The organism is Citrobacter sp. Marseille-Q5395 (assembly GCF_947057495.1).
GTDB lineage: Bacteria > Pseudomonadota > Gammaproteobacteria > Enterobacterales > Enterobacteriaceae > Citrobacter > Citrobacter murliniae.
This window is the reverse complement of record NZ_CAMSEL010000028.1, coordinates 31,929-46,461: the sequence shown is the minus strand read 5'-3', so window position 1 is coordinate 46,461 and position 14,533 is coordinate 31,929. Positions and strand designations below refer to the sequence as shown.

Annotated in this window: 13 protein-coding genes and 1 pseudogene; 12 read left to right on the top strand and 2 right to left on the bottom strand. The window is 44.3% G+C overall.

Going from position 1 to position 14,533, the window contains the following annotated elements; translation table 11 throughout:
- The 12 genes and pseudogenes from OH663_RS23605 to OH663_RS23555 form a co-directional block, all read left to right on the top strand.
- Positions 1-665, top strand: a 665-nt coding sequence (locus OH663_RS23605) for a fimbria/pilus outer membrane usher protein (protein ID WP_263525882.1), incomplete at its 5' end; no start/stop codon positions are given.
- On the top strand, positions 662-2,005 hold the full coding sequence (locus tag OH663_RS23600; protein ID WP_136345505.1) for a fimbrial protein: 1,344 nt from the start codon (positions 662-664) through the stop codon (positions 2,003-2,005). The genes OH663_RS23605 and OH663_RS23600, both read left to right, overlap by 4 nt.
- Positions 1,977-2,669, top strand: a complete 693-nt coding sequence (locus OH663_RS23595; protein WP_045442804.1) for a fimbrial biogenesis chaperone — start codon at positions 1,977-1,979, stop codon at positions 2,667-2,669. Before OH663_RS23600 ends, OH663_RS23595 begins: the two co-directional genes overlap by 29 nt.
- Positions 2,670-2,722: 53 nt before the next feature.
- Positions 2,723-3,487, top strand: a complete 765-nt coding sequence (locus OH663_RS23590) for a winged helix-turn-helix domain-containing protein (protein ID WP_233633575.1) — start codon at positions 2,723-2,725, stop codon at positions 3,485-3,487.
- Entirely contained in the window at positions 3,474-3,944 is a 471-nt protein-coding gene (locus OH663_RS23585) for a hypothetical protein (protein ID WP_225760912.1), read from the top strand. The genes OH663_RS23590 and OH663_RS23585 overlap by 14 nt, the downstream gene beginning before the upstream one ends.
- Positions 3,945-4,090: 146 nt before the next feature.
- The gene (locus tag OH663_RS23580) at positions 4,091-4,804 is read left to right on the top strand and encodes a YnfC family lipoprotein (protein ID WP_200013200.1); all 714 of its coding nucleotides are present in this window, start codon (positions 4,091-4,093) and stop codon (positions 4,802-4,804) included.
- 275 nt (positions 4,805-5,079) lie between these two features.
- Positions 5,080-6,015 (top strand): hypothetical protein, encoded by a 936-nt coding sequence (locus tag OH663_RS23575; protein ID WP_072855034.1) that lies wholly within the window; start codon positions 5,080-5,082, stop codon positions 6,013-6,015.
- Between the two features lie 20 nt (positions 6,016-6,035).
- Positions 6,036-6,395, top strand: a complete 360-nt coding sequence (locus OH663_RS23570) for a hypothetical protein (protein ID WP_248884464.1) — start codon at positions 6,036-6,038, stop codon at positions 6,393-6,395.
- An 813-nt stretch (positions 6,396-7,208) separates the two neighbouring features.
- Positions 7,209-8,156, top strand: coding sequence for a hypothetical protein (locus OH663_RS23565; RefSeq protein ID WP_263525881.1), 948 nt, complete (start codon positions 7,209-7,211; stop codon positions 8,154-8,156).
- Between the two features lie 614 nt (positions 8,157-8,770).
- Positions 8,771-9,113: pseudogene (locus OH663_RS23560) on the top strand (ISNCY family transposase); the annotation flags it as partial.
- A 265-nt stretch (positions 9,114-9,378) separates the two neighbouring features.
- Entirely contained in the window at positions 9,379-9,483 is a 105-nt protein-coding gene (locus OH663_RS26180) for a DUF7014 domain-containing protein (protein WP_413814484.1), read from the top strand.
- Positions 9,484-10,118: 635 nt separating this feature from the next.
- Positions 10,119-10,970: a MarR family transcriptional regulator gene (locus OH663_RS23555; protein WP_200013201.1), complete on the top strand. Its 852-nt coding sequence runs from the start codon at positions 10,119-10,121 to the stop codon at positions 10,968-10,970.
- 73 nt (positions 10,971-11,043) lie between these two features.
- On the opposite strand, the gene OH663_RS23550 is transcribed toward OH663_RS23555, so the two are convergent.
- Positions 11,044-12,219 carry a beta-barrel domain-containing protein gene (locus OH663_RS23550; RefSeq protein ID WP_263525880.1) on the bottom strand — a complete coding sequence of 392 codons (1,176 nt, stop codon included), beginning with the start codon at positions 12,217-12,219 and terminating at the stop codon, positions 11,044-11,046.
- The gene (locus tag OH663_RS23545; RefSeq protein WP_200013203.1) at positions 12,216-14,408 is read right to left on the bottom strand and encodes a type I secretion system permease/ATPase; all 2,193 of its coding nucleotides are present in this window, start codon (positions 14,406-14,408) and stop codon (positions 12,216-12,218) included. Before OH663_RS23545 ends, OH663_RS23550 begins: the two co-directional genes overlap by 4 nt.
- Positions 14,409-14,533: the final 125 nt, after the last annotated feature.

Genomic DNA, 14,533 nt, shown 5'->3' with positions numbered 1-14,533 from the left:
CTAAAGATGAGTCCAGCGCTGTGACCGACTGGAGCGGATCGCTACAAAAAAATACCGCATTCGGCACGCTGAATGGCAGTGTTTCACAGGCACAGAACTATCAGCAGTGGACTGCTGGCGTACGTGGTGCGGTAGTCGTGCATCGCCATGGCGTCGTCGCAGGGCCGTGGGTGGGCGACACCTTTGCTTTGGTGGAAGCGCCTGGAGCGGCAGGTGCCAGAGTCGGTGGAGGACAGGGAGCGATAGTCAATCGTGGCGGTTACGCACTGGTGCCGTCGTTAACACCTTACCGCTATAACAATGTGACTATCGACAGTAGCGAAATGGATAACCATGTTGAGCTACAGGAGAGCCAGCGTCGTATCGCTCCAATGGCTGGAGCGGCAGTAAAACTGCGTTTTGCGACGCTTTCTGGTTACCCACTACTCATTACTGTGAACGGCAAAGAGACACTCCCGGTGGGAGCATCCGTGACCGATGATCGGGGACGCATCGTGGGTATGGTGGCTCAGGGAAATCAGGTGTATGCCCGTGTGGAAGGTAAACAGGGACTACTGACAATCGAAGGCAGTGATTGCTCGCTGCCATGGATACTTAACGAGCAACAGCGCACCGAACCGCTGATTGCATTAACTCAGGCCTGCAAGGAAAAAGGACAGTTATGAAACTATTTATCCTGCTGTTAGCTCTGCTTTCCTCTGGAGTGCAGGCCGCATGCGAACCTATCATTTACCCGTACAAATCAGGAAGTAACAGTGCTCTTGGATCGTACCGCCTGAGTGCCGCGACGGATGGTATCGCCAATGACTGGCGATCTGGCGGCGGAAACGATGCCTGGAACGGCCTGCTACCGGGCCTGAGTAAGTCTGTTGATATCACCAGCAATTCAGGTTTTCAGCCTGCAGGTACGATCCTGACATCAAGCGGTGGTATCCCGTTTACGACCTATGCGCACAAGGGGGGAGGGTACGATCCGGAACAGGTCTTTTTCCGCTGTACCCCGGATACCGGCGGACAGCTGTATGAAGCCTGGTCAACTAACGGCGATGATTACTACGGCGGGTGGCATGAAGCGACGGATGTACCGGGTGCTTATTTAACATTGATGAAAAATGTGGCTCTGCGCCTGACCCATGACGCAACCGGCAGCATCTTTACCGACAGCTGGCAACAACGCCCACTGGAAAATTTGGATCTCGACACCAATGGTAATTTCCTGATTAAAGCGAAAAACTTCTCGACGATAAGCGCGGAGCTAATTAAAACTCTGGATATTCGTTACTTCTATAATCAGCAGCAATCCGCGACTTATGACAGCTATGTGAATCCCAACGCTTACGTGGTGTTTCGGGGGCCAGGAACAGCGTCCTGGGGTATTAAAATAGGGCAGCCTCACCGTAACAGCAACTGGGCGGGCTGGGCCTATGACTGGCCATCGGTTATAAGCCTTTACAATAACGGCATAACAATTAAACGTGCGGCAATGTGCCAGGTGACGGACTTTACTCCGGTGGTACATCTGCCGGTTATTTCCGTGGCCCAGCTCAAACGAGGGGAATATTCCTCTGCGCCATTCCAGATTGATTTTGCCTGTGAATCAACGGTGGTTTCGGGCATAGCAAAGGGAAAGAGTAATGTGGCGATGGGACTGCTCGCGCCGGAAAGCAGCGTCAATAGCGCCTGGAACTTTAATTTGATCACAGGCAAAACGGTAACCTGGTTGCTTGATACGCAATACGGTGCCGCCGGACGTGCCAGAGGTGTTGGTGTACGCGTTTACCGGGCAGGTAATCCGGTGAATTTTATGGCAGTGACAACTGCAGGCAGTGGCACCGAAGGTGGGTGGATGCCGGTTATTGGCAGTAATACACAGCAAAATGGAAGTCAGGATGGTGTGAATTACTACAGCGAAACCTTCGAAGCACGTCTTGCGAGTTTTGGTGCGGATACGTTAACGGCGGGGAGCTATCAGTCACATGTACAAGTTTTATTGCGTATTCAGTAGCATCTGGCTGTTTGTCCTTAGCGCGCAGGCCGCGGTTAATATCGGCACGACACGCGTGATTTTTAACCAGGGTGAAACGCAGCGCACGGTGATGCTGGTAAACGATGGTGATTATCCGGTGGTAGTGCAAAGTTGGGTGGATGACGGATCGCCCGAAAATGGTCCATCCCAAACGAACGCACCTTTTGTTGTGCTTCCGCCGGTATTGAAAATTCAGCCAGGGGAACAGCGAGAACTGCGGATCATGACGACAGGTAGCGGGCTCGCAGGCGATCGCGAATCATTATTCTGGCTTAATGTTTATCAAATTCCGCCTGAGATGAAGGTCGCTCAGGCTGGTGAAAAAGTGCGATTAGCGCTTAGAAATCAGCTTAAAGTCCTATGGAGACCGAAAAATACAGGCGTGTTGACTGAAAAAACCATCAATCTTCTGAGCTTTCATTATGAAGCTGGGGAGATTTACGCTGTAAATGATAGTTCATGGAACATTACTCTGGCTAATGTATTATTAGGAGACTATTCCACAAGTGGAATAGTGGTTTCACCGCATTCCCGGCGCACGATTTTTAATTTAGCCACTGCGGAAATGAAGAATAATAAGATAAACTTTACGGTGATTAACGATGAAGGAAATCGTTGGGGATTTTCAGGTGTCGTGAATTAACACAGGATAAACTAATTTCAAATAAATTGACAAATAAATAACATTCAGGGATCATGATGGCAAAAGTTTTTTTGCTCAACGGTACCGTCGTATTCTGGCCAGAGCGTAACTTATTACACGCCAAATCAGATGAGACGAAACGTTTAACGCTAAATACCCCGGCAACTCGTTGTTTATCATTATTAATACAACGGCAGGGCCAGGTTATTGAACGCGATTATTTCTTTGAACATGTCTGGTTTATTAATGGTGCTCAGGTCACTAATAATACATTTTATCAGAACATCTCATTGCTACGTCGCGCTTTTAAAGAGCTTGGTCTGAATGAAGAACTGATCGTCACCGTACCGAGAGTAGGGATCCGTCTTGAGCCACAGTTGCAGGTGCTTGAGCAGGAGATGGACGATCTTCTCTGCGGCCCAATAATCTCGCCAGTCTCGACGCCAGAAGCAACACCAAAATCGCCACGCAAACATACGCTCTGGTGGGTTCTGGCAGGTGTGCTCATTTGCTTTTTAGCCTCATTCGCAACCTGGCAAACACAATTTGATTCCCGGCTTAGCCGTTATATACCGCTGAGTATAGGGAAGGGATGTCACTGGTACGCGAATCCGGATGTACTAAAGTTTGACCAGCATCATCAATTTATACACACCAGTGCGCTGGACTGTCAGAGTCATCCCTGGATTTATCTAACTATGTATCCTCATTTTCCGCGGGTCTCTGCATTAACCTGTCGACAACAATATAGCCATTGGCGGGATAATGACTGTATTACATATTATTATTTCACGGAGTCCCGAAATGTGGGAGCATAATTTAAAATGGAGTCTTTGCATCATCTTAGCGATGGTAATGACGATCGTCGCTACGTTAATGCTCCAGAACTGGCAGCGCTCAAATTTCGATTGTTCCGGGGAATTAATGATGGAGTATCCCGATATTCGTGGTGATATTTCTGTGAGATACGTTTTTAATGGCGCCCGTGGCGTTGCTATTTTACGCGGAAAAATCACCGATAATAACGGGGAGATATTGGCAGTGAATCAGAATGTCTGGTTCAACTTCATCCGCAGAGAGGACGATTATTTCCTTGAATCTGAAAATGTAGCATCAAGCACAGGCAGCACAACGATTCATCCATTGCTGGAAAGAACGCTACCTAATTTTTATCTCAAGCCAAAAGAACCCTTTTATTTCAGCATATTAAGACTCAATAACAGCACATGGCATTTTTATACCAGCCGCTCACCATCTGTTTTTTGTCGCAAGTGAGGTAATGATCTCGGGCTGGGTATGTATAACATTTGCTATACATACCCCTTGTTAATGAAGTTGAAAACTTCTACATTCATCATGGTTTTAAACCATCACAAACGCACGAGTGAACACACTTTCTTAAGCCTCCATAGCAGATAACAATGAAATTAAAATTTCTATTCCCTACGTTCTTTTGTCTGACGATAAATGCATATGCGGCATCGCCGGTGTTATTCAATCCCGCAGTGCTTAATGCCGCACTGTTATTTAGTCACGATCCGAGCAGCGGGAAGGTCAAGCACAGCCTGCAATGGATCAGAAACAGTGCAGGGGAGTTACAGGCCATGACCGATGTCTGGTATGACCGTAATGGTTGTTTCACTCGTGTAAATATGGTCGATAAGATAAGTGGAAATGAGTTTCATATCGAAAACAATAATGGCAACCTGACCTCACGCAATGGTCAGCAAATCACTGGCAAGGTCAACCAGGATTGTCAGATCACTGCGCTAGAGAATGACCGTGGCAAATTCTTGCTGAGTTACAATTCACGTGGATTACTGGAGACAATGACTAACCAGGAAACCGGCGATGTGAGTAAAAGGTTCGAATACCGTTATGGTCAGTTTCCGGTGCGCATTCGCGATTATCAAAAGCACACCGACAAAATTATCTCTTATCCAGCAGGAAATCCGCAGTTTCTCGATTTTGAATCATCGTTGAAGGTTAGGGGAACAACCGTCTGGTTAAAACAGAGTTGTAGCTACCAGCCCGATGGAAATGCCCGGCTTTGTTCAATCATCACCGCATATGATGATGACTATAGAGACGGAGCCACGGTGATGTTTACGAACCATCAGACTGAATATTACTGATCCAGAGTTTATCTGACTTGCCCAAAAATAAGTTGTTCCGGGAGAGACAAGACAAGGAACAGGCGCAGGCACTAGTACGTGCGGTCTATGATATTGCATTTAACATAATATACATTATGCGCACCAATGTGAAATAAGACAAAATCCAGCGCTTTATGGTCATCCTTGGTCTGGTTGTTGTATGTGCTCTCTGCTGCGCATAACGATTGAAATGTCTTGCGGCCTTCACTGGGCTTGTTGAGTGTTCTGAATGTTCGCTTCAGGAACTGATTCAAATGAAACGATTAATACTGTTATCTGTTATGGTTGCGACGCTCCCGCCTTACGCTATATCCGCTGAAGATATTTCCCCCGAATCTCTTTCGGGAAAGCCCAGTTCTGAGTTGGGTGATTTTGTTTATTCAGCAATGCCGGATGCTGGTCACGGCTTGTCGTGGGACTGGCAGTCAAACTCAGATATTGTTTGGGCTGACGGTGTTACGCAAACAGCTTCCGGAATGTCACTCCGCACTGGATTTGCTCGCATCAATGTTATGGGCGTTAAATCAACAGTGCTGGAGAAAAGGAAAAAAGAATTAGGCTGGGAGGTTTCCCTTGGAACGTCAATGCCAGCCAAGTTCGGCCCTGAATATATATCAATGGCACCATCAAAATGTGGTGGATATCTGAATGAGAATTGTACATTCAATCCTGCCTCATCACTCACGAAGAGAGGCATTGAGTTTCATAAAATCTGCTCAACCATAGCGGGTGGTCCGAATACTACGGATGTGTACGTCGTCAGGGTAGTCAAAAAAGAAAGCATGTTAATGACATGGGTGAATAGCGCCGGTTCGAGTGCAAGCTCAAGCTGGCTGGAATTGAGAATGTACTCACCTGAAAGTGCAGCATTATATTGTGATGAAACTGTAAAGAAAGAATACTCATTCGCCACTCAGGATGGACGAAGCAAGAAGGAATTAGTGCATGACACTAAAATAATTACGGATGCATTATCAAAAGCCATTTCCGGAATCGATGGTGCTAATGATGCGGTGTGTCATGCCAGGATATTCGCAGACGGTTATGGTGGCATATCTGCATTTGATGCAAGTCAGAAAGATAATGACATTGTATTCTGCGAATCCATCATTAATAGGTTGAGTGGCATTCGGCTCCCCTCACCTTCGAAAAATGCATCAACAATAATTAATCTTGACGTGAAAAACTAATAAGGAAAGCAAGAAAGGAAATGAATTCTTCATTTTTAACAAAATACCTGTCAAAGTTGACGCTCACCATTAACATAATTCTGACCGTGATGACATGGTTCTATCTAATCGGAACTGACAACCCGATATGGTATTCGATAATTCAGAGTTATGTTTTCATCAGTTTCGATACGGCGAAAATCATCATCACTGTTATCTGTATTGTCTGGGTAGTCAGAAGCATTACGGACTATGAACTGAAAACGGTGTTATTTACTCAGGCTGATATTCAAAAGGAAATTCTTAAAGAGTTGCGGGCATTAAGAAACAGCAAGGAAATGCATAATGCGGATACAGCGGGAGATAACTTCAGGATAGACTTTGACAAAGTAGATTACTGATAGCTATCTGATGAGTCCTCACTTCTGTGGGGATTCTTATTTTTCTGTTCTTATTATTGTCAGCTCAAGCCGCATGGCTCTCCTGCGGAGGGCTTAATATTGGGATAATATTGAAACATCAAAGACAGATGCAGATAAGTACAGAAAACCGATAATAACAATTAAACAGTAAGTCTATATAAGAGAATAACAGAACATATATAAAAGAATTAACCCCGGTTGGCGATTTGGCGATGGTAGCACAGATATTTAAACCTGTAAAACGGTTATATTTATTTTTTTATTTACCCACCCTATCGGGTGATTCCGGCGCAGTCCTGACCCTGAGTGCGCTCCCTGTAATGCACCATGCGCAACGCCAGAGTCAGTGGCAATGCAAAGCCATGACTAAGGCCAAAATCACCCCAAAACCGCATACAGGCAGTCAGCGGTCACGATGTAAGCAAAATACCAGATACTGTATAAATAAACAGCCCTGCAGTTGTCAGGCATATGCGCCCTCTCACACTGGCCCCCCCCTGTTCCGCCCTGTTTATTGCATCTGTACAGCCATCTGAGCGCATCCGGCTGCAACCTGACGCATTTGCATGTGCCGTATTAATGATGCCACACAGAGCGCCTGACGGTTTGTACTATCATCTGTCACAATTCATTGTTTGAAAAATTTTATATTTTATTTTTTTGAAGTGATTACATAAATATAATCCATCTCTCCGGCATGAGTGCCTGGCTGAAGGTGAATCGAAAAAGAAGGACCCGCCCCGATTCTTTTTACTCCCTTCCCTTTCAGTTAAATCACGCAGGAGAAATATCATGCCCCGCTACAAAAAAGGCATCCGTAATAATTGCTTTCATCAAAATTATACTCATGACGTATTGTTCCCCGGCGCAACATTCAGAACCCGACATAATGGAGAATGCGCCATTCTTGGCCGCTCTGATGATAAATCAAGGCGAGGCTATTATGTCGTGGAATTCAAAGACAGTGGCATCATCAAGGAAGCCTATGGCTCGCATATTAAAACTGGTTCTGTATCAGACGAAGCTTTTCCATCATCGGAGGAAGAACGACGAAAGTTACTGATGACACCAAAATATTACGGCGTCGGATATATTGGTAATGGATGTCATTCAACTATTGAAAACACCCGAACACACCAAAGAACGAGAGCATTCATACTCTGGCATAACATGCTGGCAAGGTGCTACATGACAACCAAAGGGAAGCAGTATTTTAAAGGCTACAAAGGTGTCACTGTATGCGAGCGATGGCATAACTTTCAGAACTTCTGCAATGACCTTCCAAAATTGCATGGCTACAACAAATGGAAGGATAATCCGGGAGAGTATGAGCTCGATAAGGATTACTCACATCGCCGGATTTATTCTGCTGACACGGTGGCATTTATCAGCACAGAAGAAAATGCCAAGGAAGCTGGATTACGACGCGTTGCCATGAAGATTCCTTCCGGGCATTATCATGAAATAAATAAAATTCGAGATGAGATATTAATGGAGGCTGAAGATGAATTAAAAAACAATCAAATTCATTATGAAGTTGTTCTTGACGGGAATATGAAAGTAATCCTGTGTGAAACTCCTTATGGCACAGTGTTGTTCTGGCCTCTCACAAAAAAGATTCAGCGTAATTGCTACATGATTGATGGTGATGTACAGGTTTATGTTTATTACCTGCGCTGGCTTATACTTCAGTGGGAAAACAGAAATCCCGACATAAACTGTGTTGCTACAACCTGTTGATGATGCTATAAAATAGTCATAAAACAACCGGCATTTCACAATGCTATCTATTAATAAGAAGAAACGAACATTCAGGATGTATCTGTAATTCCGCTGTTGCAGTGATTTTCTGTGCCAGAAAACAAGTGACAACGTCTGGCGGCTCATTGCAGAAGGCTAAATGCCAGCACTTCGTGCAGTCATTTAACATGTTCAACACATTATGCGTACTAATGTCAGGTGGCGAGAATTGTAGCCAGACTGGTGCATAGTAATTCAGTTCAGTTAGCATAACAGTTGGATTGTCTTGCGTCCTCTGGTTCAGACCGAGGAGCGTTATGGCCAAACTCTCACTGCGTTCGAGAGTCCGTGCTGGCTTGTAGCTTCTTCATCTACCTGACAGACATCATCAGAACCTGTTTCATATTTTGGATTGTACAAGCCTGTGCATTAGCTTGGATGTGATTCTGGTTACTGCAAACTGGAACGCTTCTTCTTTTGTGCTTTAACTTTTGCCCACTTCGGCATTAGCTGTTTTTGAATGTAGGCCAGTTCCAAGCTGATACCGCCACACACACTTATCCAGACTATCTGCGCGAAAACAAGCTCTACTAAAGGCCGTGTAGAACGTGCCCAACTTCGATGTCCATAGCCGCTTGAAAATGATGATGATCTGGCAGCATTTTTCACGTTGCGGGAACCCCGTCGTGTTTCAAAATCCCTGACAGTGCAATATGACAAAGTACTGTACCTGATTGAAGACTCTGAGCTAAGCCGAAGGACCATCGGGAAATATATCGAAGTCTGGCACTATCCAGATGGGAGAAAAGAGCTCCGGCTCAACGCCACTGCTCTTCCCTACTCCACTTATGATCGCCTTTCAGAAATCGACCAGGGCGCTATCGTCGACAACAAACGACTCGGACGCGCACTAGAATTTATTAAACTGATTCAAATAAACGCGACAACGAGGAGAGTTTTCAGATGTATATAAGTATAATATTATTCCTTTAAAACTGAAGATTCAAATTCGACATATTCTAATTATGCTTTGCAGAGATAAAGACAACTTTCAGAAAGGTTGTCATCAATGCAAATGGAAAAACAGATATTATAATACCTTAATTAAATCATAGACTTAGAGATGGCGTGACATTGACTATCAATTTGAATGGAATGAAATATCGAGAGTTGACTCTCAAATAATGCACGCAACCGTGGTTAGACCAGTAATACGTTTGCTATATCAAGTAATTATTACAAAGTCGCGAATAAGGAATTTTTATCTGCTCATGATTACTACAGACATAAAAGATATAAAGAATACTTAACGGATTGCTGTAAATAATTTGAAAGAATGTTGAAATCAATCTATGTGATAAATGGATGGTAATATTTAAAATCAGAATTAACTTCAAAGCTAATATAAAGGTGATTCGAAAAAGAATTAATGCCAAAATACATTCAGAGACAATACCTGGTCTCAAAACAATACGACCTTCCAACTCTTTACCGCCCAAACTTAACTTTGTTTTTTAAGCTACTGCGTAAATGCTTTAATCATAAAATCAGCTATTTAGGCTATGGTGAATATGGCTCGAAATTAGCCCGCCTTCATTATCAGTTCATATCCAATATTCTTAGGGAATTATCGCCACATGGCCATTCCATTGGCGCAGGATTTTCTTTCGAATCGGCTTCGTATACAGCTCGATATTGTGTTAAAAAAATTAACAAAGAAAAGGCTAGAGAACATTATCAAAATAGAGTGTCTGAGTCCTCCTGCATGCATTTAAGCCAGGCTACGATATTCTTTGACTTCTGAACTTTGTGGTGAACTTATCAAATATCACCTTACGTTCATAATATGATTAGATATTAAAAGTAATATTATTATTTCCAATGTATAATAAATTGATGGCGAGCTATCTGAACACATCAACACATCAACATTATTTAAATAATTAAACATAGGTCTGCCATATGAAAGCCAAAACTCCTTCAGAGGCATTGCTTCATCGAAAAAACATTATAAAAGACAATCCTAAATTTAGGGCTGCCATAAGAGAACATTATCAAATCAATGATAAACTTTATAAGAAGCAACCTTTGTTCTACAAAGTAATGCTTCAAGAATCAAGGTTAAACATTGCACTCTCAGTGTGCTGCTTTATTTTTGGCAACCAAGCATCATGCGTGTCAGATATTAAAGAACTTTGTTCCAGATATAAAATAGCCAGTCCTAATAGCGTCATCGCAATAATTGCCCTATTGAAAACGACGAACAGAATTAAAACATGGCGTAGCCCGGAAGACAGAAGAAAAGTCCTGATTATGCCAACACAAAAAGGAATTGATGAACTTAAAAGATATATGTCTGGCGCGTTTTTGCCGTTGAATTTGCTCTATCCCGAATATAATATCTCGGTAGATTTACTGGATGATGAAGTGCCCCGACAAGACTTTTTCAGACGAGCGGCTCAATACCTTTTTCGCGGAGTGACCTTCAAAGAAAATCTACCCGAAGTCGGAGTGTTTATTGGAAAAGATGGAGGGCGAATGATTATGCTTTATCTTTACTTGCAAGCCATAGAAAATATGACCACTCGAGGGGCTATCATTAATTACTCATCGAATGCACTGGCCAAAGAATTTTTTGTGTCACGGATTCATGTCAGCAAAATTATAAAAGTTGCCCAAGACACTGGTTACCTCAAAGAAAGAGCAGATGGATTGATTGAAATTTACCCATCATTTGTTCAACTCGTCGAAAACTATACAGGTCTATATTTTGCGTATGTCATGCATTATCTGAATTTACATCCTGAAAAATAGTTAAATTTTATACCATCCCTTCGTGTTATCCTGTAATAAGTTACAAGCGTTCGATTTGCGTCGATCGCTTTTTTTATCTTTCTCGTAGCGCCTCTTTTGCTTTGTTCAATGGTTTTAACAAATAATCGAGTATCGATTTACTGCCCGTTTTTATATCAACAGTAGCAATCATGCCAGGAAATATTGGAAACTCTTTACCCTGTTTGTTTTCAAGGTGATTAGTATTAGTTCTGATATAGACACGATAAAAATAGACATCGCGTTTTACATCATCCTGGATTGTATCCGGTGAAATCATCATTACTTCACCCTGAAGACCTCCATAAATGGAATAGTCATAAGCTGTAATTTTAACTAACGCCGCTTGTCCAGGGTGAATGAATGCAACATCTCTGGGCGAGATTTTCGCTTCAATAACCATCTGATCATCCAGTGGAACCAGAGTCATCAATTTGCCATTTGGCGGTATAACACCGCCGACTGTCGTTACATCAATATCTTTAACAATGCTTCTCACCGGTGCGTTGAAAGTCAGCCGGGTTAGAGAGTCTTCACGACCTTTCATTACGGAACGTTGCGCTTCAATTTCGGCATTCGCTTTGGCTAATTCTTCACATGCGCGCACAAAGTATTGATTCTGCATTTCTGTCACTTTGTTTTCTAATTCGTTCTTTTGCCGTTGCAGGCGAAGAACTTCCACATTACTGGCAGCCCCCTGCTTTACCAAAGGTTGAGTAAGAGCCAACTCTCTTTGGACCAACGTCATTCCCTGACGTAATCCAGCAACCCCCTTTTCCAGGCTTTCGCGGCGTGAAGTAAAAAGTGCCGTCTCTTGTCTGACCAGGTCGATATAATCATCCAGCTCAGCCGGAAAAGTAAGTTCTGTACCATTCACTTCGGCAGTCAAACGTGAAGCAGTTGCCAGCGCCGCATTTAACCGGGATTCACTTTCCAGAACACTGGATTCTGTTTTTGTTCGATCCAGTTGTGCAACCTGCTGCCCGCGTTCAACGATATCGCCTTCTTGAACAAGCAATTTGTGGATGATTCCGCCTTCCAGCGACTGGATAACCTGCTCATGTGAAGAAGGCACTACTTTACCGCTTCCGGTTGTAACTTCATCAAGTTGAAACCAACCTGCCCACGCGATGAAAACAACAAGCATAGACACCACGCTCCATACCACCAGACTAGAGCGAGGAAGATGAGGCTCCTGAAGACGACTGTTAAAACGACTGAAATCGCTCATACGCCCTCCTCATTAATTACCGTTTTTTGAGAAGTCATTTTTTTCATTGTTACCGTACGTTGGCCCGCTTTTTGTGGAGCCATACCATGTTCACGAAGAATGCTATCTCGTGGTCCATCCATAACAATTCGGCCGTTATCCAGCACAATAATGCGGTCAACCAGTTCAAGGATAGGTAAGCGGTGTGTAGCGACAATGAGTGTGCGCGTTTTTCCCAACCAGCCTTTCAGACTGCCGATAAACTGTTTCTCACTCACCTCGTCAAGCCAGGCCGTCGGTTCATCAAGCAGCAAAATATTAGGTGATGTTAAGAGTGCGCGGGCGAGTAATAGCGCCTGTCGCTGACCGCCAGACAGACCAGCCCCGCCCTCATTTACAATGTAATTCAGACCCATTTTCTGTTTACGAACGAAATCCAATGCTCCTGTTATCACCAGCGACTGATGGATCTCCTCATCAGTCGCTAAGGGATTGCCCATTATAATATTGTCACGCACTGAGCCAAAGAACAGGCGAGCCTGCTGGCTTAGTAGCTGCATGTCCCGGCGTAAATCAGCAGGGTCAAGATGATTGAGTGAGATATCGTCAAGTAAGATGGAACCTTGCTGTGGTTCCTGCATACCCGCAAGAAGTTGCAGAAGCGTACTTTTCCCTGAGCCGTTACGTCCCAGCAGGGCAATACGTTCTCCGGCTTGAATATGGAGACGTGATATATTTAATACATCAAGTTTTTCTTCCTCATCATAATAGAAACTCACGTCTTCCATGACGTAATTTCCGCGCAGATGGGCTTTATGAACTTTCTTGCCGGATTGCGGATCGTCAATTGGCCGTTGCATCAGATCATCAAGCCCTTTACGCGCAACCTTCGCTGACTGCCAGCGAGAGAGCACGCCGGAAATTTGTGAAAGTGGAGCAATTGTGCGTGATGCAAGGATAGAGGTACCCACTAACGCGCCGGTGGTCATATCTCCACTAATCACCAGATAACAACCTATCAGCAGCACCACAGCATAAACGATGGATTGAACCTCCTGGGTCCAGGTCAGCAGTAACCCCGTTAGCCAACGCTGTTTCATTGCCACATTAGCGGCGACATCATTGGTGTTATTCCACTGATTTTGAAAACGCTGCTCAGCACGCATCAGCTTGATATCTTCAAGACCCTGTACCGCCTCTACCAACGTGGCGTTACGAATAGCCGACTCGCGCATCCCTTCGCTGGAGAGCCGTCCTAATGGACGTTGTACCAGCAGTCCAGGTATTAGCAGCAACGGAACGGCCAGCAATACCACCAGCACAAGCGGCCCGCCAATCATCCAGAGGATAAAAACGAACAACAGGAAAAAGGGGAGATCGGAAATTGCCGCGATAGTCGTGGAGGTAATCAACTCTCGCACCGATTCCAGCTCGCGGATTTGAGCGATGAAAGAGCCCGTGGATTTTGACCGCGCACCATTTTTAATTCTCAGAGCATGAGCAAATACGCGTTCTGAGATCCGCAGGTCTGCGCGTTTACCAATTACATCTGAAAGATGGACGCGTAGCATACGCATGATGAACTCAAAGGTAATAGCCACCATGACCCCTCCAAAGAGGACCCATAGCGTTGCTTCCGACTGTGACGGAACTACGCGATCGTACACCTGCATAGAAAACACCATGCCTGAAAGCGCCAGTACATTCGCGATCATCGCCACCAGCATGATATCGCCATAACGGCGCCAGTCTTTCAGCGCCAGTTGCCAGAACCAGTTTTTCTCATAAGGTTTGATATAATCATCAACGCGTGCGTCTGGCGTTGACTCAAGAGGGCGAAGCACGACCCCCCCTAGCAGGCGCGTTGCAAGCTCCTCTCGCGTTAATACTGTTTCAAGACCACTATCGCCGCTGAATTGAAGACTAACATTCCCCTCTTTATCCATCCGGTTGATAACTGCAATTTGACCGCCAGTAAACTCAGCAATTAACGGCAAACGCCAGGGGTCGAGTAATTCGGCATTCACCGAAACTCTCCTCAATCCTAATCCCAAATGGCGAGCCATATCTTCCAGGACTTGTTGACGCGGTGACTGGCTTTCGTGATTAATCACCACCCGGACATGTTCTAACGAAAAATCAAGCCGGTAATGTTTCGCAATAATAAGCATGGCTTGTAGCCATGGCTCATAAAGCGGATGAGTTTTCATAGTGCTACTTCCTATCCAACAACATTGTCACGCGTCGAAATTATGTCATTTAATTGATATATCAATACGAACAGAATCCTAATAAAAAAGAAAAAAATCTTTATTTTTCTGTTTGTTATCAATTT